Here is a 24,217-nt window from a genome sequence, read left to right on the forward strand (position 1 = left end):
AGTGAGTTCAGGCTAACGAAGTGATCCGGACAGCCGACCAACAGCTTGATGACAAAGTTGTAATGAAACGCCGGTTGGAACACCGCCCGGAGCAAGCTCGCTCCTACAGGCCATTGGCGGGAGGTTTGAGCAAAACAAATCAACCCACGGATCCATGGCCTAAGCTTGTTCGCAGGCCTATGTTCATCGAACACCTCGATGGGCAAACGGCACCTATAAAAACAATGCAATCAGGAGATGCCCATGTCCGCTTTGATCCGTCGTTTCAGTCGCTGCATGGCCGCCGGTTTGACCGCTGCCGTGCTTGTCGCACCCGCGTTCGCGCTGGATACCGTGAAATTCATGGCCCCAGGTTCCGTGGGCGGTGGTTACGACCAGACCGCCCGGGTACTGGGCAAGGCCATGGTCGAGGCCAATACGGCCAAGGCGGTGACCTTCGAGAACAAGGGCGGGGCGGGCGGGACCCTGGGGCTGGCGCAATTTGCCAACAGCACCAAGGGTGACCCGAATGCATTGCTGGTGGTCGGCGCGATCATGGTCGCGGGCATCGAACAGAACAAACCGCAGATCAGCCTGAAGGATGTGACGCCCATTGCCCGGCTGTTCACCGAGTACAACGTGATCGCCGTGCGCAAGGAGTCTGAATACAAGACCCTCGATGACCTGATCAAGGCCTTCAAGGCCAACCCGACGAGCATCACCTGGGGCGGCGGCTCCAAGGGCTCGGTGGATCACATCGGCATCGCCGAGCTGGCGGGCAAGCTGGATGTGCCGGTCAACAAGGTCAACTACGTGGCCTTTGGTGGCGGTGGCGAGGTGGTTGCCCAGGCGCTGGGCGGCCAGCTCAAGGTGATCACCGGCGGTTACGCCGAGCTGGGCCAATACATCAAGACCGGTCAGTTCCGCGTCCTGGCCATCGGCGCGCCGGAGCGGGTTGCCGGCATTGATGCACCGACCCTCAAGGAGAGCGGTTATGACGTGACGATCGGCAACTGGCGCGGCGTTTACGGTGCAGCGGGCCTCACCCCGCAGCAGCGTAAAGAGGTGATCGACGCGGTCATGGCCGCCACCAACAGCAAGGTCTGGCAAGACAATCTCCAGACCAACGCCTGGACGCCCAGCGTGCTGACCGGCGATGAGTTCGGCAAATTCGTCGAAGAAGAACACGTACGGTTGCACGCCATGCTGGTCAAGGTCGGGCTGCTCTGAGATGGCCACACAGCGCGCAGTGGTGCCGACGCAATTGGCGGTCGGCATCGGCCTGATCGCCATCAGTGTCGTGCTGGCGATGGGCGCCTACCGGTTTCCGCCCGAAATGGGTTTCGTCATCCTCCCGGCGTACGTTTACCCCTATGTCGTGGCAGCCTTTCTGGGTGCCGTGGGCCTGCTGCTGGGGTATCAGGCCGTCAGTGGCGGTTTTCGCGAGCTGGATAACGACGCCACCACGGTGCCGGGTGGCAAAACCGGTGCTGCATGGGTGACAGCGGGGCTTGTCGGGGTGGCGGTGCTGATCAACCTGATCGGTTTCGTGCTGGCCGCCGGGTTGCTGTTTGCCTGTGCGGCGCGGGGGTTCGGCAGCCGTCATCCCCTGCGGGACCTGGCCATCGGCATTGCCTTGACCCTGCCGATCTACTGGCTGTTCAACGCCGGGCTTGGGGTTTCCCTGCCGTCGCTGATCAACATCTGGCTTTGAAAGGAGATCGACACCGTGGACATTCTTTCAAGCCTGGCGATGGGGTTTTCCTCGGCGCTGACGCCGATCAATCTGATGTGGGGGTTCATCGGCTGCCTGCTCGGTACCGCCATCGGCGTGTTGCCGGGGATCGGGCCGGCGCTGACGGTGGCCTTGCTGTTGCCGATCACCGCCAAGGTCGACCCCACCGGCGCGCTAATCATGTTCGCCGGTATTTATTACGGCGCGCAGTTCGGTGGCTCCACCACTTCGATCCTGCTCAACACGCCCGGAGAGTCGTCTTCCATGGTCACCGCCCTGGAAGGCAACCTCATGGCACGCAACGGCCGGGCCGGACCTGCGCTGGCGACGGCGGCGATCGGCTCATTCGTCGCCGGCACCATCGCCACGATTTTGCTGACGCTGTTTGCGCCCATCGTGGCCAGGCTGGCCCTGAATTTCGGCCCGACCGAATACTTCGCGATCCTGGTGCTGTCGTTCACCACCGTGTCGGCGGTGCTCGGCGCTTCGATGCTGCGCGGGTTTGCCTCGCTGGGTGTCGGGTTGACCATCGGTTTGATCGGTCTGGACTCGACCTCGGGCATTGCCCGCTACACCCTCGGCGTGCCGGAACTGGTGGACGGCATCGAGGTGGTGCTGGTGGCGGTCGGCTTGTTCGCGGTGGGCGAGGCCTTGTACAGCCTGCTCTATCAAACCGAATCAAACGAAGGACGGCATCGCCTGACCTCGTTGTGGATGACCCGCGCCGACTGGAAACGCTCGGTGCCCGCGTGGCTGCGGGGCACGCTGATCGGTTTTCCGTTTGGCTCGATTCCGGCCGGTGGCGCGGAGATTCCGACCTTCCTGTCCTATTCCACCGAACGCAAACTCAGCAAGTACCCCAAGGAGTTTTCCGCCAACAAGGGCGAGGGCGCCATCGAAGGCGTGGCCGGCCCGGAAGCGGCCAACAACGCCAGCGCAACCGGGTCTTTGGTACCGCTGCTGACCCTGGGCATCCCGACGTCCGCCACCGCGGCGATCCTCTTGGCGGCGTTCCAGAACTACAACCTGCAACCGGGGCCGATGCTGTTCGAAACCTCCGCGGAGCTGGTCTGGACGCTGGTGGCCTCGCTGTACATCGGCAACGTGATCCTGCTGGTGTTGAACCTGCCGCTGGTGGGGCTGTGGGTCAAACTGCTGCAAATCCCCCGGCCGTACCTGAACGCCGGCATCCTGGTCTTCGCCACCATCGGCGTGTATGGCATGCGCCATTCCTCCTTCGACCTGATCCTGATGTTGGGCATTGGCTGGGGCGGGGTGCTGATGCGCCGTTTCGACTTCCCCGTCGCCCCGGTGATCGTCGGCATGCTGCTGGGGCCGATGGCCGAGAAACAACTGCGCAACGCCTTGTCCATCAGCCAGGGCGACTGGACGGTGTTCCTCACGCAACCGATCTCGGCGTTCTTCCTCGCCCTGACGCTGCTGGTGCTGGTTGTGCCCCATGTGTTGCATAAACGCGGCATCAAGTTGCATGAGGATGATTGAGCAATCCCACAGGGTCATGCAGTGGTTTGCGCGGTGAACCATTGCATGACCGGTGCGCAGGCCGGATGCGCGGCGGCCGAAGGTTGCAGGCACAGCGAGTAAATCCCCCCGGTCTTCAACGGCTCACCAAACGGGATCACCAGTTCGCCCCGTTGAATCGACTCACCGGCCAGGGTCATGTCGGTCATCGCCACGCCCAGGCCCCGGGCGGCGGCATCGAGCGCCAGTTCGTCGAGGTTGAAGGGGATGTGCCGATAGTCATGCAACGACTTGCCGCCATGGGCTGACAGCCAGACCTGCCAGTCATGTTGATCGGAGGAGCGGTGCAGCAACGCGAACCCCGACAGGTCCTCCAGCGAAGCCAATGGCCGGGTCGGGGTGCCAAGCCCTGGTGCACACACGGGCACCAACGCCTCCTCGAACAAGGTCAGGCAATCCGGCGCTCCGGACGGCTCGGGCAGGTAAAGGATATAGGCATCGCTGTCACTGGCCGGCTCGACCACTTCGGTGGCCACGGTTTCGATTGCCAGGGATACGTCCGGGTGATGCCGGTAGAACTCGCTCAGCCTGGGCAGCAACCAGCGCACCGCCAGTGACACGTGCATGCGAATGCGGAACGGGCGCTTTTTCGGCGCGAGCCGGTCTTCGAGGGTGCGCAGCTGTTCGAGGATGCTGCGGGCGCTGGTCAGCACCTGTTCGCCCTCGGCAGTCAGTTGAAGGCTGCGGCTGCTCCTGACAAACAGCGCCACGCCAAAGTGGCTCTCCAGTTGCTGGATCTGTCGGCTCACGGCGCTTTGGGTCAGGCAGAGCTTTTGCGCCGCCTGGGTGAAGCTGCCCGACCCGGCAACTTCGACCAGGGCCTGCAAGCCCTGCAGCGAGGGCACGTGGCGAATCTTGTCCATGCGTTTTCAGAATACCTCGATGATTTAATAACGTTGGTTGCCCGCGTTTGGAGCCTTTAGATTCTAGTCATCGCCACCGTCTTCGAAAACCATTTATGCAAATCCTGCATGCAGTGGGTCGAGACGGAACGCAGAACAAGAACCTGAGGTGACACATGGAAAATATCTGTGGCTGGATTGCGCAAGCGGGGAGTTCACCCCTGCGTGAGCCGCTCAAGGGCACGCAACAGGCCGATTGGCTGGTGATCGGTGCCGGCATCACCGGCCTCAGTGCGGCGCATGCCCTGGCGCAATTGCACCCCCAGGCACGCATCGTGGTCGTTGACCGGCAGCGGGCTGCGCAAGGCGCTTCGGCGCGCAACTCCGGTTTTGTGGTGGCCCATGAGCATCCTGCCGCTGGGGAGCTACTGGGTAGCGACGGGTTTGCCGGGTATCAAGTGGATACGTCCATCGGCCGCGCAGCCGCCGACGAGGTCCGTAAGCAGATTGCCCGCCATGGCATCGAATGCGATTTCAGGGAGTCGGGTTATTTCTTTGCCGTCAGCGATCCGCGCAAGCTGACCCAGGTCGATGCCAAGCTGCAGACCTTGCGTGCCGTGGGCGCCAGCGCGCAGTTTCTGCAAGGCGAGTCGTTGCTCGAAAAACTCGGCAGCCGGCACTACCGCGCCGCGATCTGGTGCGGCAACGGCAATGCGCTGCTGCAACCGGCGAAGTACGCTCGGGGCTTGCTCGATGCCCTGCCGCCGAAAGTGACGGTCTACGAGAACACCGATATCACAGGCCTTGAGCGCCAGGGCAACGGCCAAATTCGCGCCCGGGGCCAAAACGGTTGTGTCGAGGCCAAACAGGTATTGGTCTGCCTGAACGCCTTCATCCCCCGCGCGGGCATCGATGACAGCGGTACATTCGCGATGGAACTCAGCGCCAGCCTCACGCGGCCCCTCAGCGATCAAGAGTTTGAAGCCCTCGGTGCGCCAGCGTCCTGGGGCGTGCTGTCGACCCGTCCGCTCGGGGCCACGGTGCGCCTGACCCCGGATCGCCGGGTGATGATCCGCAACACCGCGGAATACCGCTCCCGGGATCTGTCCTTGAGCGAATTGTCGACCCGCCGCCAACACCATGTGCTGGGGTTGCAACGGCGTTTCCCGATGCTTGGCGAGCAGGACATCGAATACACCTGGACCGGCCATCTCAGCGCTTCGCGTTCCGGGCAGCCGTATTTCGGCAAAGTCGAGGAGGGCGTTTTCGCCGTGGCCGGGTGCAATGGTTCCGGCGTGGCGCGGGGCACGTTGTGGGGCCGCTTGCTGGCGGAGTGGGCCTCGGGTCGTGATTCGCCGCTGACGCAGTCGGTCATTCAACGGGCGCAGCCCGGCTGGCTGCCGCCCAAGCCGTTGCTCGACATCGGTGCCATGCTGCGTATGCGCGTGGAAACGGTCCGGGCCAGAAGCGAAATCTGAAAACACCCATTTCACAACAAGAACAAAAGCACTTCCCATCGAAGGTGATTCAACATGCGCGTCAATACGCTTTCCCTTGTGGCCCTGATCTCGACCTTTTCCGCCGCCACGTATGCCGACGAAACCGTCAATATTTCCAACTGGAACGGCTACATCGCCGACGACACCTTGCCCAGCTTCACCCAGGCAACCGGGATCAAGGCGACCTACGACATCCACGACAGCAACGAAGTGCTGGAATCGAAGCTGATGACCGGCAACACCGGGTATGACGTGGTCAGCCCGTCGAACCACTTCCTGTCGCGCCTGATCAAGGCCGGCGCCATCCAGAAACTCGACAGGAGCCAGTTGCCCAACTGGAAAAACCTCGACCCGGCGCTGATGAAAAAGCTTGAGGTCAACGACCCGGGCAACCAGTACGGCTATCCGTATATGTGGGGCACGGCGGGCATCGGTTACAACGTCGAGAAGATCAAGGCGATCTTCGGCAATACCGACGTCACCCATTCCTGGAGCCTGTTCTTCGACGAGAACAACATCAAGAAGCTCAGCGAGTGTGGGGTGGCGATCATCGACAACCCGACGCAGATCCTGCCGATCACCCTCAATTACCTGGGCCTGCCGCCCCATAGCCATGAGCCGGCCGACTACAAGAAAGCCGAGCAGGCGCTGCTGAAGATCCGGCCTTACGTCCAGTACTTCCATGCCTCCAAGTACATCAGCGACCTGGCCAACGGCAACGTCTGCGCGGTGATCGGATTCAACGGTGACATCGTGCAGGCCGCCGCCAGCGCCAGGGAGGCGAAAAACGGGATCGATATTGCCTACTCGATCCCGGACGAAGGTTCCACGTTGTGGCTGGACATGGTGGTCATGCCCAAGAGCGCGCCGCATGAGAAGAACGGTTACGCCTACATGAACTACCTGCTGGAGCCGAAGGTGATTGCCAACATCAGCAACAGCATCCATTACGCCAATCCCAACAGTGCGGCGGATGCCTTCGTCGACCCGGCGGTGAAGCAGGACCTGGCAATCTATCCGCCGAAGAGCGTGATGGACAAGCTGTTTACCGTCGAGGACTTGCCCGCGGCTATCGCACGGTTGAGCACGCGGCTGTGGACCAAGTTGAAAACCAATACCTGACCGACTGGTGATTCCGGTCAATCAGATGTGACACTGCACCTGTGGCGAGGGAGCTTGCTCCCGTTGGGCAGCGAAGCGGCCCCGGCTCTTCATACGAGAAGCTGGGACTGCTGCGCAGTCCAACGGGAGCAAGCTCCCTCGCCACGGTTACTCGTTTGCCTGAGTCAACGATTCATTCAGGCGTCGATAGCCGGGAAGTCGATGTCGGTCAACGCTGCGTTGTTCAGGTAGTTGGTCAATGTCTGCGAGGCCACATGGGCGATCACTTCGATGATCTTGCCGTCATCGATGCCGGCAGCACGGGCTGTGGCGATCTGTTCGACCGTCAGGTGACCACGGCTTTCGGTGACTTGGCGGGCGAGGGTGGCATAGGCGTTGAGCTCACCCTGACGTGCGCTGAGAATGTCCTGGCCCGACAGCCCGGCCTTACTGGCGAACAGCGTGTGAGCGGCCAGGCAGTAGTCGCAGCCGTTGACCTGCGAGGTGGCAAGGAACACCGCTTCTTTTTCCGTGGCGCTCAAGGACGTCTTGCCCAGTGCGGCCGAGTTTTGCAGATACGAGGCCAGCACCGCCGGGGCGTGGGCCAGTACCTTGAACAGGTTGGGCAGAAAGCCGATTTTCTTCTGCACGCCTTCCAGCAGCGGGCGGGTGGCGTCGGTGGCGTGTTCCAGACTGATCGGGGCAATGCGGGTCATGGTGATACTCCGTGGTGTAAGGCGCGGAATGCGCTGGGTACGGAGCTCATGTTAGGGAGAAGGTCTGGCGTATTGGGTGCAAATCGTCGAGGATATGCGACAGATCGTCCAGAACTGCTTCCGGGAGCCTGTCATGGATCGCTTGTCCACGTTGCTCACACACTTCGGCGTCAATGCCGGCACCTTCCATAGCGGTACGTTCTGCGGCACCGCCGCCTACGACGGCCAACAGACCAGCGGTCATTTGCACCTGCTTCAAGCGGGCGAGTTGCTGCTCAAGATGGGCGACCAGCCGGACCTGCAACTGACCGAACCGAGCCTGATCTTTTTCCCCCGGCCCTATCGACATCGCCTGTTCGCGTCTGAAGCGTCCGGCACGCAACTGGTGTGCGCGACCCTGGATTTCGACGGCGGAGCGGGCAATGCCCTGGCGGCGGCGCTGCCGGATTATCTGGTGCTCAAGCTCGATGAAATCCCGACCCTGGCCGGGACCCTGGAATGGCTGTTCAACGAGGCGTTTGACGGTACGTGCGGACGCGAAGCGGTGATGGATCGCCTGTTCGAGCTGCTGGTGATTCTGTTACTGCGGCACATCTTGAGCACCACTGGCCAGCAACCGGGCATGATGGCCGGCCTCGCCGATGCGCGCCTGGCGCGGCCCCTGAGCCTGATGCACGAAAACCCGGCCAAGGCCTGGAGCGTGGCCGAGCTCTCGGTCGCCGCCAACATGTCGCGGGCCAGTTTCGCCGAGCACTTTCGCCGGGTGGTCGGGCAGACGCCGGTGGATTACCTGGTGAGCTGGCGCATCAGCCTGGCGCAGAAACGCCTGCGCGAAGGTCGACCGATTGCGTTGATCGCCGAGGAGGTCGGCTACGAAAGTCCCTCGGCGCTGGCCCGGGCGTTTCGGCGCAAGACCGGGATGAGCCCGCGGGAGTGGAAGGGCAACTGACCTTGCATATTCCCCTGTGGGAGCGAGCTTGCTCGCGATAGCGGTGTGTCAGACACCTATGCTGTCGACTGACGTTCCGTCATCGCGAGCAAGCTCGCTCCCACAGGTCTAGCGGTGCGGCTTCTTTACGCGTACATCAGAACTTGAACGCCTGACGTCCTACCAACAGCCATTTACCGTCCTGCTTTTGCCAGATCTGGAAGTTTTCGATTTCCGTTGGCACCACTTCAGTGCCTTTGAGCGCTTGCGCCGAGAAGTGATGACGGACCAGTGCGACATCGCCGGAGACGGTAATGGTCTGGTTCTGCATTTCAAGGGTCTTGAAGGCGCTTTTGCCGGTTTCGATGTCGGCGATGAAGGCCTGCTTGTCCTGAATCTTGCCGCTGGAGTGCCCGTAGGTCAGGTTTTCGGCGGTCAAGGCGTTCAGCTCCGGGATGTCTTTGTGCAGCATGGCCTGGGTCAGGTGGTCGACCGCCTGGGCCACGTCCTTGTCTGCGACAGCCGGGGTGGCGGCGACGTAGCCGCTGAACAGGCACAGAAAACCGATCAGCACTTTTGCTTTTTTCATGGGTGTTTCCTTGTTGTTGTAGGGATAGCGCGATAACTGGATGAATATTCATCAGTCATCGTACAACCTATCATGAGATGAAGGAAAAAAGCGAACTTGCCTGGCACCCTTGCCTCGAAGTTAAAAGGGCGATGTCCTGACTTTGAGGTATTGCGCCATGCAGCTTGACCCGCGTTTACGGCTCGACCTGACGTTGCTCATGGTGTTTGTGCTGATTGTCGGAGTGTCGGGGTTTTCTCCCCGCAGCCGGGTGGACTGGGCGCTGGAAAACCTGCTGGTGCTGTTGCTGGTGGGGACCTTGGTCGCGGTTTCTCGGCGATTCCGCTTGTCGGCGATGTCCATCACGCTGGTGTTTGCGTTTCTGTGCGTGCATGAACTGGGCGCCCACTACACCTATTCTCTGGTGCCTTACGATCATTGGTCTTCGGCGTGGTTGGGCTTCAGTTTCGACCGGGCGCCTGGTGTTCACCGCAATCACTACGACCGACTGGTGCATCTGAGCTACGGGCTGCTGCTGGCTTATCCGGTGCGTGAAGTCCTGCGGCGACTGACGCCGCTGCGCGGGTTCTGGCTGTTTTTCGTGACCCTGAACATCATGCTGTCGACCTCCGCCGTGTATGAGTTGGTGGAATGGATCGGCGGGGCCTTCCTGGGCAATGACACGGCGAACGCCTTCGTCGGCGCGCAAAACGATCCGTGGGATTCGCAGAAGGACATGGCCATCGCGGTCGCCGGTGCGTTTGTCAGTCTGTTGCTGGTGTCTTTGCGCGGCATGGCGCAAGAACACTCGATGACCACAGCAAGGTGATCGGGCAGACCGCTTCGGTGGGGGCAGCTGTCGCGGGCTTTGAGGTTGCAGAGCACTGTAGCTGGCTTGCCGGCGAAGAGGTCCGAAAGATCGATGCACAATTCAAGGCCGCCTTCGCTGGCAAGCCAGCTCCTACAGGTCGGGGATTAAAGATATTTATCGGTCACAGCGCCCTCCGATGCACTGGACACCGTCTTCGCATATTTGGCCAACACCCCGCGCTTGTATTTCGATTCCGGCCGCACCCAGCGCGACTTGCGCTCGGCCAGCACGGCATCGGAGACATCCACCGTGATCTGCCGGGTCTCTGCATCGATGATGATCCTGTCGCCATTCTCCACCAGCGCAATCGGCCCGCCTTCAAAGGCTTCCGGCGTGATATGCCCGACCACAAACCCGTGTGAGCCACCGGAAAAACGCCCGTCGGTGATCAGCGCCACCTCCTTGCCGAGGCCTTTGCCCATGACCGCCGACGTCGGTGACAGCATTTCGCGCATGCCCGGGCCGCCCTTAGGGCCTTCATAGCGGATCACGATCACGTCGCCGGGCTGCACTTCGCCATTGAGAATGCCGGCCAGCGCACCTTCCTCGCCGTGATAGACCCGGGCCGTGCCTTCGAAGCGCAGGCCTTCCTTGCCGGTGATCTTGGCCACGGCGCCGGTGGGCGAGAGATTGCCGCGCAGAATGACCAGGTGGGAGTCCTTTTTGATTGGCTGGTCGAAAGGCCGGATCACGTCCTGGCCGGCCGGGTAGTCGGGCACGCTGGCCAGGTTGTCCGCCAGGGTCTGGCCGGTGACGGTCAGCACATCGCCGTGCAGCATGCCGGCCTCGAGCATGCGCTTCATCAGCGGTTGAATGCCGCCGATGGCCACCAGTTCGCTCATCATGTATTTACCGCTGGGGCGCAGGTCGGCGACCACCGGGGAAACCTTGCCCAACTCGACGAAGTCATCCAGGGTCAGTTCGACATCCACCGCGTTGGCCATGGCCAGCAGGTGCAGCACGGCGTTGGTCGAGCCGGCGAGGGCGATCACCACGCGAATGGCGTTCTCGAAGGCTTTGCGGGTCATGATGTCGCGAGGCTTGAGGTCGAGCTTGAGCAACTCCATCACCTGCTGGCCGGCGCGGAAACTGTCCGAGGCCTTGTCGCCGCCAATGGCGTCCTGGGAGCTGGAGCCGGGCAGGCTCATGCCCAGTGCTTCAATGGCCGAGGCCATGGTGTTGGCGGTGTACATGCCGCCACAGGAACCGGGGCCGGGAATCGCCACTTCCTCGATCTGCTTGACCTGAATCTCGCTGATATCGCCCCGCGCGTGCTGGCCCACGGCCTCGAACACGGAAATGATGTCGGTGTGGCCGGCGCCCGGCTGGATGGTGCCGCCATAGACAAAGATCGACGGGCGATTCAGCCGTGCCATGCCGATCAGGCAGCCCGGCATGTTCTTGTCGCAGCCGCCGATGGTCACCAGGCCGTCGAAACCCTCGCAACCGGTGACCACTTCGATGGAGTCGGCGATCACCTCGCGGGACACCAGCGAATACTTCATGCCTTCGGTGCCGTTGGCGATGCCGTCGGAAATGGTGATGGTGTTGAAGATCACGCCCTTGGCACCGGCTGCATTCGCGCCTTTTTCAGCTTCGAGCGCCAGCTTGTCGATGTGCATGTTGCAGGGCGTGACCATGGCCCAGGTCGAAGCGATGCCGATCTGCGGCTTGGTGAAGTCTGCATCGGTAAAGCCCACGGCCCGCAACATGGCGCGTGCCGGTGCCGCCTCCACGCCGTCGATCACTTGAGAGGAGTACTTGCGCAGATCGTCTTTGTCGCTCATGACTGCTCCTATCGCTCATGGCTGTTACTTTCGCTCAAGGCTGTTCCTCACACACTCATGGTGAAAAACAGGATGAGTATAGAAGGCCGGGCGCCCGGGCCCGGACTAACCGGTCTGGAACAGACGCGCGGGTGAGCCTTGTCGTGATATTCTTCGCGCCAACTTGGTTTGACCTGTTCAGTTTGCATGTCCTTGAGACGTGCCGACGGAATCACTGTCGCTCAAGTAGCTGAAGCCAATAAAGATAAAAAGTCAGTTCAGAAGGGACATTAAAGTGGGGCCGATGCGGTTCATCGGCCTTGTGTGCCCACCCTGCAATCCTTGAGTGCCGCACCCGTGACTGCCGTGAAACATGGGGCTGTGCGCGTGAGGATGGAAGGGCGGATGGCGTTTTATCATAGGTGCTACAGATGTTTAAGAAAGTGAACACGGCCCTGCTGGGGCTGGCTTTGTCCATGGGGATGTCTTCTGTCCACGCGGAGGAGGCCAAGAAAGTCGATGTACTGCTGATCGGCGGCGGCATCATGAGCGCGACCCTGGGTGTGTGGCTCAATGAGCTGGAACCTGGCATGTCGATGGAAATGGTCGAGCGCCTCGATGGTGTCGCCCAGGAAAGCTCCAACGGCTGGAACAACGCCGGTACCGGTCACTCCGCCCTGGCCGAGCTGAACTACACCCCGGAAGACGAGAACGGCAAGGTTTCGATCCCGAAGGCCGTTGAAATCAACGAAGCGTTCCAGATCTCCCGTCAGTTCTGGGCCTGGCAGGTTCAGCAAGGCGTGCTGAAGAACCCGCGTTCGTTCATCAACTCCACGCCGCACATGAGCTTCGTGTGGGGTGATGACAACATCAAGTTCCTGAAAAAACGCTACGAAGCCCTGCAAGCGAGCCCGCTGTTCGCTGGCATGCAGTACTCCGAAGACCCGGCTGTGATCAAGCAGTGGGTGCCGCTGATGATGGAAGGGCGTGACCCGAGCCAGAAGATCGCGGCCACCTGGAGTCCGCTGGGTACTGACGTGAACTTCGGCGAAATCACCCGCCAGTTCGTTGCACACCTGCAAACCACACCGAAGTTCGACTTGAAGCTGTCCAGCGAAGTGCAGGACATCACCAAGAACGAAGACGGCAGCTGGCGCGTCAGCTACAAGAACCTCAAAGACGGTAGCAAGACCGAAACCGACGCCAAGTTCGTGTTCATCGGCGCCGGCGGCGGTGCCCTGCACCTGCTGCAGAAGTCCGGCATTCCTGAAGCCAAGGAATACGCAGGCTTCCCGGTAGGAGGCTCGTTCCTGGTGACCGAGAACCCGACCATCGCCGAGCAACACCTGGCCAAGGCCTACGGCAAAGCCTCTGTTGGCGCTCCGCCGATGTCGGTTCCGCACCTGGACACCCGCGTGCTGGACGGCAAGCGCGTGATCCTGTTTGGCCCATTCGCGACCTTCAGCACCAAGTTCCTGAAAGAAGGTTCGTACCTGGACCTGCTGACCACCACGACCACGCACAACGTGTGGCCAATGACCAAGGTCGGCATCAAGGAATACCCGCTGGTCGAGTACCTTGCAGGCCAGCTGATGCTGTCTGACGAAGACCGCATGAACGCTCTGAAAGAGTACTTCCCGAACGCCAAGGCTGAAGACTGGCGCCTGTGGCAAGCCGGCCAGCGCGTGCAGATCATCAAGCGTGACGAAGCCGCCGGTGGCGTGCTGAAACTGGGCACCGAAATCGTCGCTTCCCAAGACGGCAGCATCGCCGGCCTGCTGGGCGCCTCCCCAGGCGCATCGACCGCTGCACCGATCATGCTGACCGTGCTGCAGAAAGTCTTCAAGGACAAGGTCGCGACCCCTGACTGGCAGGCAAAACTGCACCAGATCGTACCGAGCTACGGCACTCAGCTGAACGCCAGCCCTGAGAAAGTCGCTGAAGAGTGGGCCTACACCGCCAAGGTGCTGGAACTGACTCCGCCACCCGCGGTGATCGCACCGGCCGTGACACCAGTGACTGTCGACACTGCTGTTAAGGCACCGAAGGCTAATGCTGCGAGTGATATGGCTCTGTAACTAGAGACCGGATCAAAAAAAGCCCACTGAACCGGCGACGGTCAGTGGGCTTTTTTGTGGGCGATGGCACAGGCAGCGCTTTGAACCCGGAGTGTCTACGCCGTCCATAACGGGGGGTCCTGTCATCAATTGTCAAGTCACTGACGCTCAATGAGAAGCAGACAGTTTGGCCCTGACGATACTGATTTGTTTACCGACCACGGTAAGGCGAAACCGTAAGCCTGATACCTCTCCGCCCTGGCGGGAATTTGTAGGAGCGAGCTTGCTCCGGGCGGCGTTCCGACGATTGACTCAAGTGCGCTACGGTTAGTCAGTAAGCACGCGCTATCGTTAACGACATCGCGAGCAAGCTCGCTCCCACAGTCAGTTGCATCTCAATAAAACAAATCATAGAGAGCGCAGAATGAAGTTCAGCTTTGTAGACAACAGCAAACCGACCCGTCGGCGGGTTTTACGCGATGCTTTCACTCTGGCTTTGGCGGCCTCGCCGTTGGCAAGCCTGGCCAGGGCAGCCGACGAATCCGCAGCGGCCAGCGAATCCGCGGAGGAAGTGACCTTTGCCGCCGGCCCACGACCGCTGGTGCAATACCCGCAAAAACGCCCGTTGACCCTGGTGACCACGCGGCCGCCGCATCTGGAGACGCCATTCCCCGTCTTCAACGAAGGGCCGATCACGCCTAATGACGCCTTTTTCGTGCGTTACCACTTGGCCAATTTCCCGACCAGCATCGATCCGGACAGCTACCGCCTGACGATCAAGGGCACGGTCGACACGCCGTTGTCACTGTCCCTTGCCGAGCTCAAGGCCCTTGCCGAACCGGTTGAAGTGGTCGCCGTGAATCAATGTTCGGGCAACAGCCGTGGCTTCTCGATGCCCCGGGTGTTCGGCGCTCAGTTGGGCAATGGCTCAATGGGCAATGCGCGGTGGGTGGGGGTACCGCTCAAGGCTGTGCTGGAAAAGGCGGGGGTAAAAGCCGAGGCCAAACAAGTGACCTTCCGTGGGCTCGATAAACCGGTGCTGCCAAGCACGCCGGAGTACATCAAGGCGCTGGACATCAGCCATGCCATGGACGGCGAGCCGATAATCGCCTGGTCGATGAATGGCACCGACCTGCCATTTCTCAACGGTTACCCGATTCGCCTGGTGGTGCCAGGCTATTTCGGCACGTACTGGGTCAAGCACCTGAGTGAGATCGAAGTCGTCGACCATACCTTCGACGGTTTCTTCATGGCCAAGGGGTACCGGGTTCCAGACAACGATTGCTTCTGCATTGCCCCCGGCACCACGGCGGCGAAAACCGTGCCGATTTCCAAATTGCCGGTGCGCAGTTTCATCACCAGCGTTAAACACGGCGATGTATTGCCGCTGAACAAAAGCGTGCTGCTCAAGGGCATCGCTTTCGACGGGGGCGTTGGGGTCAACAAGGTTGAGGTGTCGATCGACGGTGGAAAAACCTGGCGCGAGACCCAACTCGGGCAGGACCTTGGCCGTTACTCCTTTCGTGAGTGGACACTGCCGATCACCTTTACCGGCAAGGGCGCCACTCTGTTGATGGTGCGAGCCAGCAACAGTGCCGGCGAGACGCAGCCGCTGCAAGCCGACTGGAACCCCGCTGGCTACCGCCGCCACGTCGTCGAAACCACCCACGTGACCGTCGCCTGAGGAGGGCCGCATGAAACTTGTGAAATGCATGACCGCCTTGCTCTGCGCGGCTCCGGTTTTTCTCACCACCCTGGCTGGCGCCGCGCCGCTGTCCATTACGCTGCCGCCTGAAACGGCGGTGTTCAAGCCCAGCACGATGCCTGGCTACGCTTTGGCGCAGCAGAAGTGTTCTGTCTGCCATTCGGCCGATTACATCAACTTCCAGCCGCCGGGCATGAGCCTGGCGCAGTGGACCGCCGAAGCGGGCAAGATGCAGCACGTGTACGGCGCTCCGATCAGCGACCAGGATGTGAGTGTTATCGGTGCTTACCTGGCGGTGACTTACGGCAGTGCGAAGGCGAGCGATGCCGATGTTCAGGCTGTCTCCAACCCGCCGGCGGATCAGCCACCCACGGTGTCGGTAGCGAAAGTTGCCTCGGCCTTGCTCCAGGACAACGCCTGCCTGTCCTGTCACGCGGTCGATCATAAGGTCGTCGGCCCGGCCTATCACGATGTGGCGGCCAAGTATGCCAATGACCCGCAGGGGCTGGCCCGGGTCATGTCGAGCATTCAGCACGGCGGTAGCGGAAAGTGGGGGGATGTGCCCATGCCACCGTTCGCGCAGTTGAGCTCGGACGACCTGAAAAGCCTGGCGACGTTCATCATGAAGCAGTGAATCAGCGTTAGCCTGATGCACAAAAGCCCACTGATCCGGCAACGATCAGTGGGCTTTTTTGTGGGCGCGGGTTTATTCAAGACATCGAGGAGTTGGTCGCACCGAAGCGCTTGAGAATGTCTTGGTACATTTTGGTCCGCCGGTGATCTTGGCCATAGCCGCCCGCAGCGGCGACGGTGCCGGACTGGACGTGATCCAGGTACTTGAAGATTTTGCCGGGCGAAAGAAACACGACTTTGTAGCCAAGCCCGATCACGCGGTCTTGCAGCTCATAACCGGGCACACGGTCATCGATCTGAAAATGCAATCCCTGCTGCTTCATCAGTCTGCCATTCCACAGCGTGCAAAAGCTTTTCACGTAGGTTTCCCGGTAGGGTTTCGGCTCCTTTGATCGCAGGCCCAGCGATTGCTTCAAGCGTCGGTAGTGGTGCTTGATCAGGCGTGAAGTGAAGCGCCACGCGGTCCTTGGCAGTCCGCGGTTGAGTTGCTCGGTGCAACCGACCGCGATGACGTTTTGATCCTTGGTGCAGTGCTCCATCATCATCGCAAAGACGTTTGCATCGAAGACGAACGTGTCGGTGTGCATGAGGAACAGATAGTCGGTGCTGACCCTGGCCAGCGCCATGTCCAGCGCTTTGCCGTGGGCGATGTGCCCCGGCTCTTTGGTAGGGGCATCGCGCTCGATCAGGTTGATCCAGTCGAGCGAGCGCAAATATTCGACGCTGGCGTCCGCCGAACCGTTGTCGACCACCCAGACCGCAATGCCGGCTTTTTGGACATGCTCCTGCAACAGCTCCAGGCAGATCCTGGTGAGCTCCGGGGTTTTGTAATTAACCAGAACGATGCTGAACGGAGGTTTGGCGTTTGTATCGACACTACCCATCTTCGAAATGCTCGACGACCCGAAAGTGTCGAAGATTAAAGGAACAACCTTAGCCCAAGCTTAATTTCACCTGGGCGGGTTGGCCGTTGGCATTCAGTCGGCGTCGGCTTGGAGAGGCGCTTAGGGTTTGGCCTGGTTTTTCTGCCTCTCTTCGATTTTCGCATCGACCGCCGCGCGAATCTGATCAACGCTGAAACTGGCGGGTTTCTGGCTCGGCGGGTACTCGATGAAGGTCTGCAGGAAGCGCGCAGCCTTGGCCACACCTGCGGCCAGCAGGTAGGAGTTCTTCACGAGCCAGTCGTTGTACTGGTCCGAGACCAGGTCAGCCCGCTCATACGGGTCCATGCGCAGGTTGAACAGCTTGGGCACCCGCAGCGGCACGAACGGGCTGCTCCATACCGCAAAACCACCCGGTTCGCGCTGTTCGGCGAAGACCACTTTCCAGTTGTCGAAGCGCATGGACACCAGCACGCCGTCGTCGTTGAAGTAGTAGAACTCGCGGCGTTGCCCTTTAGGCTGTTGGCCAGTCAGGTAGGGCAACTGGTTGTAGCCGTCCAGGTGCACCTTGAAACTGGTGCCGCCCGAGATAGGTGACCAGCCTTTCAACAGCTTGTCCTTCACCTCGGTATCGCCAGCCGCCGCGAGCAGGGTAGGGAACCAGTCCATGCCCGAAAACATCTCGTTGGACACTTCACCGGCCTTGATCTTGCCCGGCCAACGCACAATCGCCGGTACGCGATAGGCACCCTCCCAGTTGGAGTTCTTCTCGTTACGGAACGGCGTGGTCGCCGCGTCCGGCCAGGAGAACTGGTTCGGGCCGTTGTCGGTGGTGTAGACGACGATGGTGTTGTCGGTGATCTTCAGGTCGTCGAGGGTCTGCAGCAGTTTGCCGACGTCGCCGTCGTGCTCGATCATGCCATCGGCGTAATCGTTGCCGGGCATGCCGCTCTGGCCTTTCATCGATTCACGCACGTGGGTGAACACATGCATGCGGGTGGTGTTCATCCAGACGAAGAACGGCTTGTCGGCCCTGGCCTGTTTCTCGATGAACGTTTGCGCGGCGGCGGTGGTTTCGTCGTCGATGGTTTCCATGCGCTTGGTGGTCAGTGCGCCGGTGTCCTCGATCTTGCCGTCGGCGTAGCTGTGGATCACGCCACGGGGAGTCCGGGATTTGACGAAGTCCGGGTCGTCCTTGGGCCAGTACGGGCGCTCGGGTTCTTCTTCGGCGTTGAGGTGGTACAGGTTGCCGAAGAACTCGTCGAAGCCGTGGTTGGTCGGCAGATATTCGTCGCGGTCGCCGAGGTGATTCTTGCCGAACTGGCCGGTGGCGTAACCCTGGGACTTGAGGGCCTGGGCGAGGGTGATGTCGCGCTTCTGGATACCGATCGGCGCCCCTGGCACGCCGACCTTGGTCAGGCCGGTGCGCAGCGGTGACTGGCCGGTGATGAACGAAGAGCGCCCGGCGGTGCAGCTGTTCTCCGCGTAGTAGTCGGTGAACAGCATGCCTTCGTGAGCGATGCGATCAATGTTCGGTGTCTTGTAGCCGACCACACCCATGGAATAGGCGCTGATGTTGGTCTGGCCGATGTCATCGCCGAAGATCACCAGGATGTTGGGTTTGTCAGCGGCATTCGCCGCCATTGCCATGACCGTTGTCGCCACCAAGGCGAGTTTCGGCAGCCACTTTTTTATGCGAGTCATCTGACTGGCTCCTTGTTGACGGGCGTCGCGCAGGGCGACCGGTTCCGATGTTCAAGGGGCGTCAGAAACTAAACGCCACCCATATCAGGTGGCGTGGTTGTCGATATGCAACACCGCACCGGTGACGCTGGCACCCGCGCCACTGGCCAGCAACAGCAAGGGACCGTTGAGTTCCTGCAGACCCGCGTCGTTGCCGCGTCCGGCGGCAATCACATTGACCCGGATCCGGTGCGGCGTCAGTGACTGGGCCATGGCCCGGCTCATGCGGATCAGGCTGCTGTTGGAGCGCAAACAAGGGTTGGGCTCACTGATCGGTCGGGGCGGCGGTTCGATGTTGACGATGCTGCCGCCACGTTCGGCCTTGATCATGTGCAGGCTGGTGCAATGGACCAGGTGATTGTTCAGCACCACATGCTCACGCTCGGCGCTGTTGTTGATCAGTACATCGATGCTGCCGAAGCGTTCCTCGACGGCCTCAAGCGCCGCTTCGATGCTGGGACGGCGGGCGCTGTCGAGGCTGACGATCAGCACTTCACCACCCTCCCAGCGCAGGTCGGCTACCAGCTGCTCAAGTTGCGCAGGGTATTGCGCGCCGAGGGCCACACGGGCGCCGGCGAGGCTGATCAGCCGGGCGAAATGGGCGCCGAGCCGGGTGGTGGCATCGGCTACCAATACGGTTTTGCCGGCCATGGAAAAGGGCTGCATGAGGTCGCTCATGAAACTGCCTCCATCGGCATAGTGCGGCGTGTAATGGCTGCACGGCGCACGGTTGTGCGAGGTGATGCGATGGGCACGGCACCGAGCATTTTCAGCACCAGTTCCGAGTAATGGCGGATCACGTCGTCGACGCTCCAGCGGCCATCGGCCTGATACCAGACACAGGCATGCGTCAGCATGTTGAACAGGGTGCGCGCCATCAGTTTGGGTTCGGCGCAGCTGAGCGAGCCTTCACGCACGCCTTGCTCCAGCAGATCTTGCAGACCCTTGAGGTAAACCCGTCGCGCCTGGTGGACCTGGGTCAGGGATTGTTCATCCAGGCTTCGCAATTCCAGGTTGCCGAGAATGGCCTGATCCTGATGTTCCAGGTGATAACGCACATGGCAGGCGATGAACGTGCGCAGTTTCGTATCGGCCCGCGCAACGGCGGGGCGGCTGCGTGCCCATGCCTGGGACAACCCCTGGAAATATTCCAGAACCAGCTCCAGCAGCAACTCGCCTTTGCCTTGGTAATAGAGGTACAGCGTCGAGGGGTTGATCCCCGATTCAGCCGCCAGCTGCCGAAGGCTCATCGAGCCGTAGCCATTACGCGAGATCAGTTTGATGGCGGCCTGGCGGATATTGGTTTCAGTCATGTTCATGGTGTGATCCTGCGGTCATCGATCTCAAAGTCAGCAGAGCCAATGTGGCGAGGGGGCAGTTGTGGCGAGGGAGCTTGCTCCCGTTCGGCTGCGAAGCAGTCGTATCTCTGCCGATACGCAGCAACTGACAGATTGTCGGGGGCCGCTTCGCAGCCCAGCGGGAGCAAGCTCCCTCGCCACAGTGGTTTTGCTTGGTGCTTGTCGGTTACTGCAGATTGCCGGCCACCGCGATGGTCTGGGCCGTGATGTAGTTCGACTCCGGCGAGCAGAACAGGTACACGGCGTCGGCCGCTTCCTTCGTGGTGCCCGGGCGGCCCAGCGGGTTGCGCTGGGCAAACGATTTGGCCGCTTCCGGGCTGATGCCGACACGGATGTCGCGGCCTTCGATGTTCACGGTGGCACCGGCATGGGCGTCGGCGCTGGTCATGCGGGTTTCGATGAAACCGAAGGCCACGGCGTTGACGTTGACCTTGAAGCGGCCCCATTCCCGGGCCAGCGCGCGGGTCATGCCCAGTACACCGGCCTTGGCCGAGGAGTAGTTCATCTGCCCGGCATTGCCGTTGAGCGCCGACACTGACGAGATGTTCACCACTTTGCGGAACACTTCGCGCTCTGCTGCGGCGTCCGCCTGGGCCTGCGCCTTGATGATCGGGTAGGCGGCACGCAGGATGCGGAACGGTGCGGTCATGTGGCAGTCGAGAATCGCGTACCACTGCTCGTCGGTCATCTTCTGGATCACGTCGTCCCAGGTGTAGCCGGCGTTGTTGACGACGATGTCGATGCCGTTGAAGTTGTCCATCGCGGTCTTGATGTAGCGCTCGGCGAAATCCGGGGCGCTGACGTTGCCGTGGCACACCGCGGCTTCGCCACCCATCTTGCGGATCAGTTCTGCGGTTTCATGGGCCGGATCGGCGTCCAGGTCGTTGATCACGATGCGCGCGCCTTCGTTTGCCAGTTTCAGGGCGATCTGCTGGCCGATGCCACGACCGGAACCGGTGACCAGTGCGACTTTGCCTTCGAGTTTTGCCATGGGGTGTTGCTCCTCAATTCTTGGGTTTGTTTACAGAGCGATCACAGCGTCACCAACAATTTTGGTGTCGCCGTATTGGTTGGTGGTGCGCACTTCGACCTTGATGCGTTGCTCGCCGTCGACTTCAAAGCGCTCGACGACGGTGCCGGTGCAGGTGATCTGATGACCCAGGTGGGTGATGCCGAGAAAGCGCACGCCGAACTCGCGCAACTGACGCTGATCGACCCACTGGGTCAGCAGGCGACCGAGGTAGGCCATCGACAACATGCCGTGGGCGAACACGTCGGCCATGCCGGCTTTGCGCGCGTAATCGGTGTCGATGTGAATGGCGTTGTGGTCGCCCGACGCACCGGCAAACAGCGCCAGGGTGGTGCGGTTTATCGGCGGCAGCGCCAGCGGTGGCAGGGTGTCGCCGATGTTGATTTTTTCCAGGCTAATCGCGTTCATCAGGATTCTCCGCTTCAGCTGTTGCGCTGCACGAGCACGCTGCGCAGGTCCGCGACGTGCTCACCGTGCTGGTTGGTGACTCGGGTCTCGCGCACCACGAATTCCAGTGCGCCGCCTTTTTTGTCGTAGATGTCGGCGATGCGCACGTCGAAGCGCAGGGTGTCGCCGGCATAGGCCATGCGGTGATAACGGAACGACTCCTCACCGTGCAGGATGCGTGCGGTGACGATGCCCAGCTCAAAGCGCCAGGCGTTGGACGGGATCTGGAATTCCAGCGAGAACAGAAAGGTCGGTGGCAACGGCAGGTTCGGATGCCCCGCATCGCGAGCGGCCTGCTCGTCGAAGTAGACCGGGTTGGTTTCTCCGGTGGCCTTGGCGAAGAAGCGCAGTTGCCCGGCTTCGGCGGTGGCGAGGAAGGTGGGCAGTTGTCTGCCGATGTGTTTTTTGTCGATCATCTGAGTGACTCCTTGATTACCCGGTCGCTTCAGTTTTTCTGGTACACGGTGACGACGCAGGCGCCGCCAAGACCGAGGTTGTGCTGCACGGCGATGCGCGCGTTCGGCACCTGGCGCTGTTCGGCGGTGCCGCGCAGTTGGTGGGTCAGCTCGTAGCACTGGGCCAGGCCGGTGGCGCCCAGCGGGTGACCCTTGGAGAGCAGGCCACCGGAGGGGTTGGTTACCCACTTGCCGCCGTAGGTGTTGTCGCCGTCGTTGACCAGTTGCTCGGCGCCGCCTTCAGCGCACAAGCCGAGGCCTTCGTAGGTCAGCAGCTCGTTCTGGGCGAAGCAGTCGTGCAGTTCGATCACGTCGATGTCTTGTGGACCGATGCCCGCCTGGTTGTAGGCGATGTCCGCTGCCATGCGCGTCATGTCGAAACCGACCACGCGGATCATGTCCTTGGCGTCGTAGGTGCTCGGCAGGTCGGTGGTCAGGGCCTGCCCGGCCATCAGCACGTCGGTGCGCAGGCCATGCTTTTTCGCGAAGGACTCGGACACTACGATGCTCGCAGCGGCGCCACAGGTTGGCGGGCAGGCCATCAGGCGGGTCAGCACGCCTTCCCACAACATTGGCGCAGCCAGGACTTCTTCCGGGGTGACTACGTTGCGGAATACGGCCAGCGGGTTGTTGGCGGCATGGCGGCTGGCCTTGGCGCGGATTTTGGCGAAGGTTTCCAGCCGGGTGCCGTACTTCTGCATGTGCGCGTAACCGGCACCGGCGAACTGGCGGATGGCGGTCGGCAGGTCGGGCATGCCCACCAGTTCGTTGGTCAGCTTGAGGGCGCGCTCGGTGGCCGGGGCGCGGTCGGTCCAGGCGGACTTCAATGCGCCCGGATTCATCTGTTCGAAGCCGAATGCCAGGGCGCAGTCCACCGCACCGCTGGCCACGGCCTGCCGGGCCAGGAACAGCGCGCTGGAGCCGGTGGCGCAGTTGTTGTTGACGTTGATCAGAGGGATGCCGGTCATGCCCACGCGGTACAGGGCTTTCTGGCCGCAGGTGGAGTCGCCGTAGACGTAGCCGGCGTAGGCCTGCTGGATGTCACTGAAGTCCAGCCCGCAATCGGCCAGGGCCAGGCGAATCGCCTGTTCACCCATGATGTCGTAGGGCTCGTTGGTCCCCGGTTTCTTGAACTGGATCATGCCGACGCCAGCAACGAACACTTTATTGCTCATCGTTGTTTTCCTTGTTGTTTGAGAGGTTCAGAGCTTGCGCGCGATCATTTCGCGCATGACTTCACTGGTACCGCCGTAGATGCGGTTGACGCGCATGTCGACGAACGCGCGGGCAATCGGGTACTCCATCATGTAGCCGTAGCCGCCGTGCAGCTGGACCATGTCGTCGATGCATTTCCACAGGGTTTCGGTGGTGTGGAGCTTGGCGATGGCGGCTTCTTCGAGGGTCAGCCGGCGGCGCATGTGTTCGCCCAGGTAGTAGTCGACCATCACCCGCAGGGCGGTGGCCTGGGCCTTGATGTCGGCGAGTTTGAATTTGCTGTTCTGGAAGTCCCACACGGTCTGGTTGAAGGCCTTGCGGTCTTTCACATACTCGATGGTCTGCTCCAGCAGGCGCTCAAGCTTGGCGGCGGCGGACACGGCGATGGAGAAACGCTCTTGCGGCAGCTCACCCATCAGGTAGCTGAAGCCCAGGCCTTCCTCGCCCAGACGGTTGCCCACCGGCACGCGGACGTTGTCGAAGAACAGTTCGGCGGTGTCCTGGGCGTGCTGGCCGACCTTTTCCAGCTTGCGGCCATGCTTGAAACCGGCGCGGCCGGTTTCCACGGCAATCAGGCTGATGCCCTTGGCGCCAGCGGCCGGGTCGGTTTTGCACACGACGATCACCAGGTCGGCGGTCAGGCCGTTGCTGATGAAGGTCTTGCTGCCATTGATCACGTACTCGTCGCCATCGCGCACGGCGGTGGTGCGCACGGCCTTGAGGTCGCTGCCGGTACCGGGTTCGGTCATGGCGATGGCGAGGATGATTTCGCCTGCGCAGATGCCCGGCAGCCATTTCTGTTTCTGTTCTTCGTTGCCGCAACGGTTGATGTAGGGGGCGATCACGTCGGAGTGCATGCCGAAGTAGGCGCCGCTCACGCCAGCCCGGGCGAACTCTTCGTTGAACACCGCGCAGTGGCCGAAATCGCCGCCGCCACCACCGTATTCAGTGGGCAGGGTGATGCCGAGCAGGCCTTCGCGGCCGGCCTTGAGCCAGGTTTCCCGGTCGACCTGACCGGCCTTGTCCCAGGCGGCCTGGCGCGGCAGGCATTCACGCTCGAAAAAACGGCGCACGGTGGTGCGGAACATCTCATGGTCGTCGCGGAAAACGGTTCGGGCGATGTGCACGCAAGACTCCTCAAAAATG

The 24,217-nt window shown here is 61.4% G+C and carries 23 protein-coding genes; 10 read left to right on the forward strand and 13 right to left on the reverse strand.

What is annotated here, in order from left to right; all coding sequences use genetic code 11:
- Positions 1-243 precede the first annotated feature (243 nt).
- Genes VC35_RS12500 through VC35_RS12510 form a run of 3 tightly spaced genes read left to right on the forward strand, consistent with a single transcriptional unit; the run spans position 244 to position 3,217 of the window.
- The gene (locus tag VC35_RS12500; protein WP_046040383.1) at positions 244-1,209 is read left to right on the forward strand and encodes a Bug family tripartite tricarboxylate transporter substrate binding protein; all 966 of its coding nucleotides are present in this window, start codon (positions 244-246) and stop codon (positions 1,207-1,209) included.
- Position 1,210: 1 nt separating this feature from the next.
- Positions 1,211-1,693 carry a tripartite tricarboxylate transporter TctB family protein gene (locus VC35_RS12505; protein WP_046040384.1) on the forward strand — a complete coding sequence of 161 codons (483 nt, stop codon included), beginning with the start codon at positions 1,211-1,213 and terminating at the stop codon, positions 1,691-1,693.
- Positions 1,694-1,708: 15 nt separating this feature from the next.
- Positions 1,709-3,217, forward strand: a complete 1,509-nt coding sequence (locus VC35_RS12510; RefSeq protein WP_046040385.1) for a tripartite tricarboxylate transporter permease — start codon at positions 1,709-1,711, stop codon at positions 3,215-3,217.
- Positions 3,218-3,231: 14 nt separating this feature from the next.
- On the opposite strand, the gene VC35_RS12515 is transcribed toward VC35_RS12510, so the two are convergent.
- Positions 3,232-4,119 (reverse strand): LysR substrate-binding domain-containing protein, encoded by an 888-nt coding sequence (locus VC35_RS12515; RefSeq protein ID WP_046040386.1) that lies wholly within the window; start codon positions 4,117-4,119, stop codon positions 3,232-3,234.
- A 155-nt stretch (positions 4,120-4,274) separates the two neighbouring features.
- Here VC35_RS12515 and VC35_RS12520 point away from each other — a divergent pair, with 155 nt between their 5' ends.
- Positions 4,275-5,576 (forward strand): NAD(P)/FAD-dependent oxidoreductase, encoded by a 1,302-nt coding sequence (locus VC35_RS12520; protein WP_046040387.1) that lies wholly within the window; start codon positions 4,275-4,277, stop codon positions 5,574-5,576.
- Positions 5,577-5,630: 54 nt separating this feature from the next.
- Positions 5,631-6,719, forward strand: coding sequence for a polyamine ABC transporter substrate-binding protein (locus tag VC35_RS12525; RefSeq protein WP_046040388.1), 1,089 nt, complete (start codon positions 5,631-5,633; stop codon positions 6,717-6,719).
- Positions 6,720-6,895: 176 nt separating this feature from the next.
- Here the strand turns inward: VC35_RS12525 and VC35_RS12530 are convergent, their stop codons facing one another.
- Entirely contained in the window at positions 6,896-7,414 is a 519-nt protein-coding gene (locus tag VC35_RS12530; RefSeq protein ID WP_046040389.1) for a carboxymuconolactone decarboxylase family protein, read from the reverse strand.
- A 133-nt stretch (positions 7,415-7,547) separates the two neighbouring features.
- Here VC35_RS12530 and VC35_RS12535 point away from each other — a divergent pair, with 133 nt between their 5' ends.
- The gene (locus VC35_RS12535; protein ID WP_046040390.1) at positions 7,548-8,363 is read left to right on the forward strand and encodes an AraC family transcriptional regulator; all 816 of its coding nucleotides are present in this window, start codon (positions 7,548-7,550) and stop codon (positions 8,361-8,363) included.
- 136 nt (positions 8,364-8,499) lie between these two features.
- On the opposite strand, the gene VC35_RS12540 is transcribed toward VC35_RS12535, so the two are convergent.
- Entirely contained in the window at positions 8,500-8,931 is a 432-nt protein-coding gene (locus VC35_RS12540; protein ID WP_046040391.1) for a nuclear transport factor 2 family protein, read from the reverse strand.
- A 157-nt stretch (positions 8,932-9,088) separates the two neighbouring features.
- Here VC35_RS12540 and VC35_RS12545 point away from each other — a divergent pair, with 157 nt between their 5' ends.
- Positions 9,089-9,739, forward strand: coding sequence for a DUF2238 domain-containing protein (locus tag VC35_RS12545; RefSeq protein WP_046040392.1), 651 nt, complete (start codon positions 9,089-9,091; stop codon positions 9,737-9,739).
- A gap of 146 nt (positions 9,740-9,885) precedes the next feature.
- Here the strand turns inward: VC35_RS12545 and ilvD are convergent, their stop codons facing one another.
- Positions 9,886-11,568 carry a dihydroxy-acid dehydratase gene (ilvD, locus tag VC35_RS12550; RefSeq protein ID WP_046040393.1) on the reverse strand — a complete coding sequence of 561 codons (1,683 nt, stop codon included), beginning with the start codon at positions 11,566-11,568 and terminating at the stop codon, positions 9,886-9,888.
- Between the two features lie 410 nt (positions 11,569-11,978).
- On the opposite strand from ilvD, the gene mqo reads away from it, so the two are divergent.
- The 3 genes from mqo (at position 11,979) to sorB (ending at position 15,943) form a co-directional block, all read left to right on the forward strand.
- Positions 11,979-13,625, forward strand: coding sequence for a malate dehydrogenase (quinone) (mqo, locus tag VC35_RS12555; RefSeq protein ID WP_046040394.1), 1,647 nt, complete (start codon positions 11,979-11,981; stop codon positions 13,623-13,625).
- 403 nt (positions 13,626-14,028) lie between these two features.
- The gene (sorA, locus tag VC35_RS12560) at positions 14,029-15,288 is read left to right on the forward strand and encodes a SorA family sulfite dehydrogenase catalytic subunit (protein WP_046040395.1); all 1,260 of its coding nucleotides are present in this window, start codon (positions 14,029-14,031) and stop codon (positions 15,286-15,288) included.
- A gap of 10 nt (positions 15,289-15,298) precedes the next feature.
- Positions 15,299-15,943 (forward strand): SorB family sulfite dehydrogenase c-type cytochrome subunit, encoded by a 645-nt coding sequence (gene sorB, locus VC35_RS12565; RefSeq protein ID WP_046040396.1) that lies wholly within the window; start codon positions 15,299-15,301, stop codon positions 15,941-15,943.
- A 76-nt stretch (positions 15,944-16,019) separates the two neighbouring features.
- On the opposite strand, the gene VC35_RS12570 is transcribed toward sorB, so the two are convergent.
- The 9 genes from VC35_RS12570 to VC35_RS12610 all read right to left on the reverse strand — a co-directional run bounded on the left by VC35_RS12570 (position 16,020) and on the right by VC35_RS12610 (position 24,159).
- Entirely contained in the window at positions 16,020-16,826 is an 807-nt protein-coding gene (locus tag VC35_RS12570) for a glycosyltransferase family 2 protein (RefSeq protein ID WP_046040397.1), read from the reverse strand.
- 120 nt (positions 16,827-16,946) lie between these two features.
- On the reverse strand, positions 16,947-18,527 hold the full coding sequence (locus VC35_RS12575) for an arylsulfatase (protein WP_046040398.1): 1,581 nt from the start codon (positions 18,525-18,527) through the stop codon (positions 16,947-16,949).
- A gap of 84 nt (positions 18,528-18,611) precedes the next feature.
- Positions 18,612-19,244, reverse strand: a complete 633-nt coding sequence (locus VC35_RS12580) for an SDR family NAD(P)-dependent oxidoreductase (protein WP_046040399.1) — start codon at positions 19,242-19,244, stop codon at positions 18,612-18,614.
- Positions 19,241-19,885 (reverse strand): TetR/AcrR family transcriptional regulator, encoded by a 645-nt coding sequence (locus VC35_RS12585; RefSeq protein WP_046040400.1) that lies wholly within the window; start codon positions 19,883-19,885, stop codon positions 19,241-19,243. The genes VC35_RS12580 and VC35_RS12585 overlap by 4 nt, the downstream gene beginning before the upstream one ends.
- A gap of 205 nt (positions 19,886-20,090) precedes the next feature.
- On the reverse strand, positions 20,091-20,915 hold the full coding sequence (locus tag VC35_RS12590; protein ID WP_046040401.1) for an SDR family NAD(P)-dependent oxidoreductase: 825 nt from the start codon (positions 20,913-20,915) through the stop codon (positions 20,091-20,093).
- Positions 20,916-20,945: 30 nt separating this feature from the next.
- Positions 20,946-21,362, reverse strand: coding sequence for a MaoC family dehydratase (locus VC35_RS12595; protein ID WP_046040402.1), 417 nt, complete (start codon positions 21,360-21,362; stop codon positions 20,946-20,948).
- A 14-nt stretch (positions 21,363-21,376) separates the two neighbouring features.
- The gene (locus tag VC35_RS12600) at positions 21,377-21,817 is read right to left on the reverse strand and encodes a MaoC family dehydratase N-terminal domain-containing protein (protein WP_046040403.1); all 441 of its coding nucleotides are present in this window, start codon (positions 21,815-21,817) and stop codon (positions 21,377-21,379) included.
- Positions 21,818-21,846: 29 nt separating this feature from the next.
- Positions 21,847-23,031 (reverse strand): lipid-transfer protein, encoded by a 1,185-nt coding sequence (locus VC35_RS12605; RefSeq protein WP_046040404.1) that lies wholly within the window; start codon positions 23,029-23,031, stop codon positions 21,847-21,849.
- A 27-nt stretch (positions 23,032-23,058) separates the two neighbouring features.
- Complete coding sequence (locus VC35_RS12610; RefSeq protein WP_223466283.1) at positions 23,059-24,159, reverse strand: acyl-CoA dehydrogenase family protein; 1,101 nt, start codon at positions 24,157-24,159, stop codon at positions 23,059-23,061.
- Between the last annotated feature and the right edge of the window lie 58 nt (positions 24,160-24,217).

The sequence above is a fragment of the Pseudomonas fluorescens genome, assembly GCF_000967965.1.
Taxonomy (GTDB): domain Bacteria; phylum Pseudomonadota; class Gammaproteobacteria; order Pseudomonadales; family Pseudomonadaceae; genus Aquipseudomonas; species Aquipseudomonas grandcourensis.

Bases quoted from the DNA above. Each gene is read 5' to 3' on its own strand.
- VC35_RS12500 (WP_046040383.1), top strand. From the start codon at position 244: ATGTCCGCTTTGATCCGTCGTTTCAGTCGCTGCATGGCCGCCGGTTTG.
- VC35_RS12505 (WP_046040384.1), top strand. From the start codon at position 1,211: ATGGCCACACAGCGCGCAGTGGTGCCGACGCAATTGGCGGTCGGCATC.
- VC35_RS12515 (WP_046040386.1), bottom strand. From the start codon at position 4,119: ATGGACAAGATTCGCCACGTGCCCTCGCTGCAGGGCTTGCAGGCCCTG.
- VC35_RS12520 (WP_046040387.1), top strand. From the start codon at position 4,275: ATGGAAAATATCTGTGGCTGGATTGCGCAAGCGGGGAGTTCACCCCTG.
- VC35_RS12525 (WP_046040388.1), top strand. From the start codon at position 5,631: ATGCGCGTCAATACGCTTTCCCTTGTGGCCCTGATCTCGACCTTTTCC.
- VC35_RS12530 (WP_046040389.1), bottom strand. From the start codon at position 7,414: ATGACCCGCATTGCCCCGATCAGTCTGGAACACGCCACCGACGCCACC.
- VC35_RS12535 (WP_046040390.1), top strand. From the start codon at position 7,548: ATGGATCGCTTGTCCACGTTGCTCACACACTTCGGCGTCAATGCCGGC.
- VC35_RS12540 (WP_046040391.1), bottom strand. From the start codon at position 8,931: ATGAAAAAAGCAAAAGTGCTGATCGGTTTTCTGTGCCTGTTCAGCGGC.
- VC35_RS12545 (WP_046040392.1), top strand. From the start codon at position 9,089: ATGCAGCTTGACCCGCGTTTACGGCTCGACCTGACGTTGCTCATGGTG.
- ilvD (WP_046040393.1), bottom strand. From the start codon at position 11,568: ATGAGCGACAAAGACGATCTGCGCAAGTACTCCTCTCAAGTGATCGAC.
- mqo (WP_046040394.1), top strand. From the start codon at position 11,979: ATGTTTAAGAAAGTGAACACGGCCCTGCTGGGGCTGGCTTTGTCCATG.
- sorA (WP_046040395.1), top strand. From the start codon at position 14,029: ATGAAGTTCAGCTTTGTAGACAACAGCAAACCGACCCGTCGGCGGGTT.
- sorB (WP_046040396.1), top strand. From the start codon at position 15,299: ATGAAACTTGTGAAATGCATGACCGCCTTGCTCTGCGCGGCTCCGGTT.
- VC35_RS12570 (WP_046040397.1), bottom strand. From the start codon at position 16,826: ATGGGTAGTGTCGATACAAACGCCAAACCTCCGTTCAGCATCGTTCTG.
- VC35_RS12575 (WP_046040398.1), bottom strand. From the start codon at position 18,527: ATGACTCGCATAAAAAAGTGGCTGCCGAAACTCGCCTTGGTGGCGACA.
- VC35_RS12580 (WP_046040399.1), bottom strand. From the start codon at position 19,244: ATGAGCGACCTCATGCAGCCCTTTTCCATGGCCGGCAAAACCGTATTG.
- VC35_RS12585 (WP_046040400.1), bottom strand. From the start codon at position 19,885: ATGAACATGACTGAAACCAATATCCGCCAGGCCGCCATCAAACTGATC.
- VC35_RS12590 (WP_046040401.1), bottom strand. From the start codon at position 20,915: ATGGCAAAACTCGAAGGCAAAGTCGCACTGGTCACCGGTTCCGGTCGT.
- VC35_RS12595 (WP_046040402.1), bottom strand. From the start codon at position 21,362: ATGAACGCGATTAGCCTGGAAAAAATCAACATCGGCGACACCCTGCCA.
- VC35_RS12600 (WP_046040403.1), bottom strand. From the start codon at position 21,817: ATGATCGACAAAAAACACATCGGCAGACAACTGCCCACCTTCCTCGCC.
- VC35_RS12605 (WP_046040404.1), bottom strand. From the start codon at position 23,031: ATGAGCAATAAAGTGTTCGTTGCTGGCGTCGGCATGATCCAGTTCAAG.
- VC35_RS12610 (WP_223466283.1), bottom strand. From the start codon at position 24,159: ATGTTCCGCACCACCGTGCGCCGTTTTTTCGAGCGTGAATGCCTGCCG.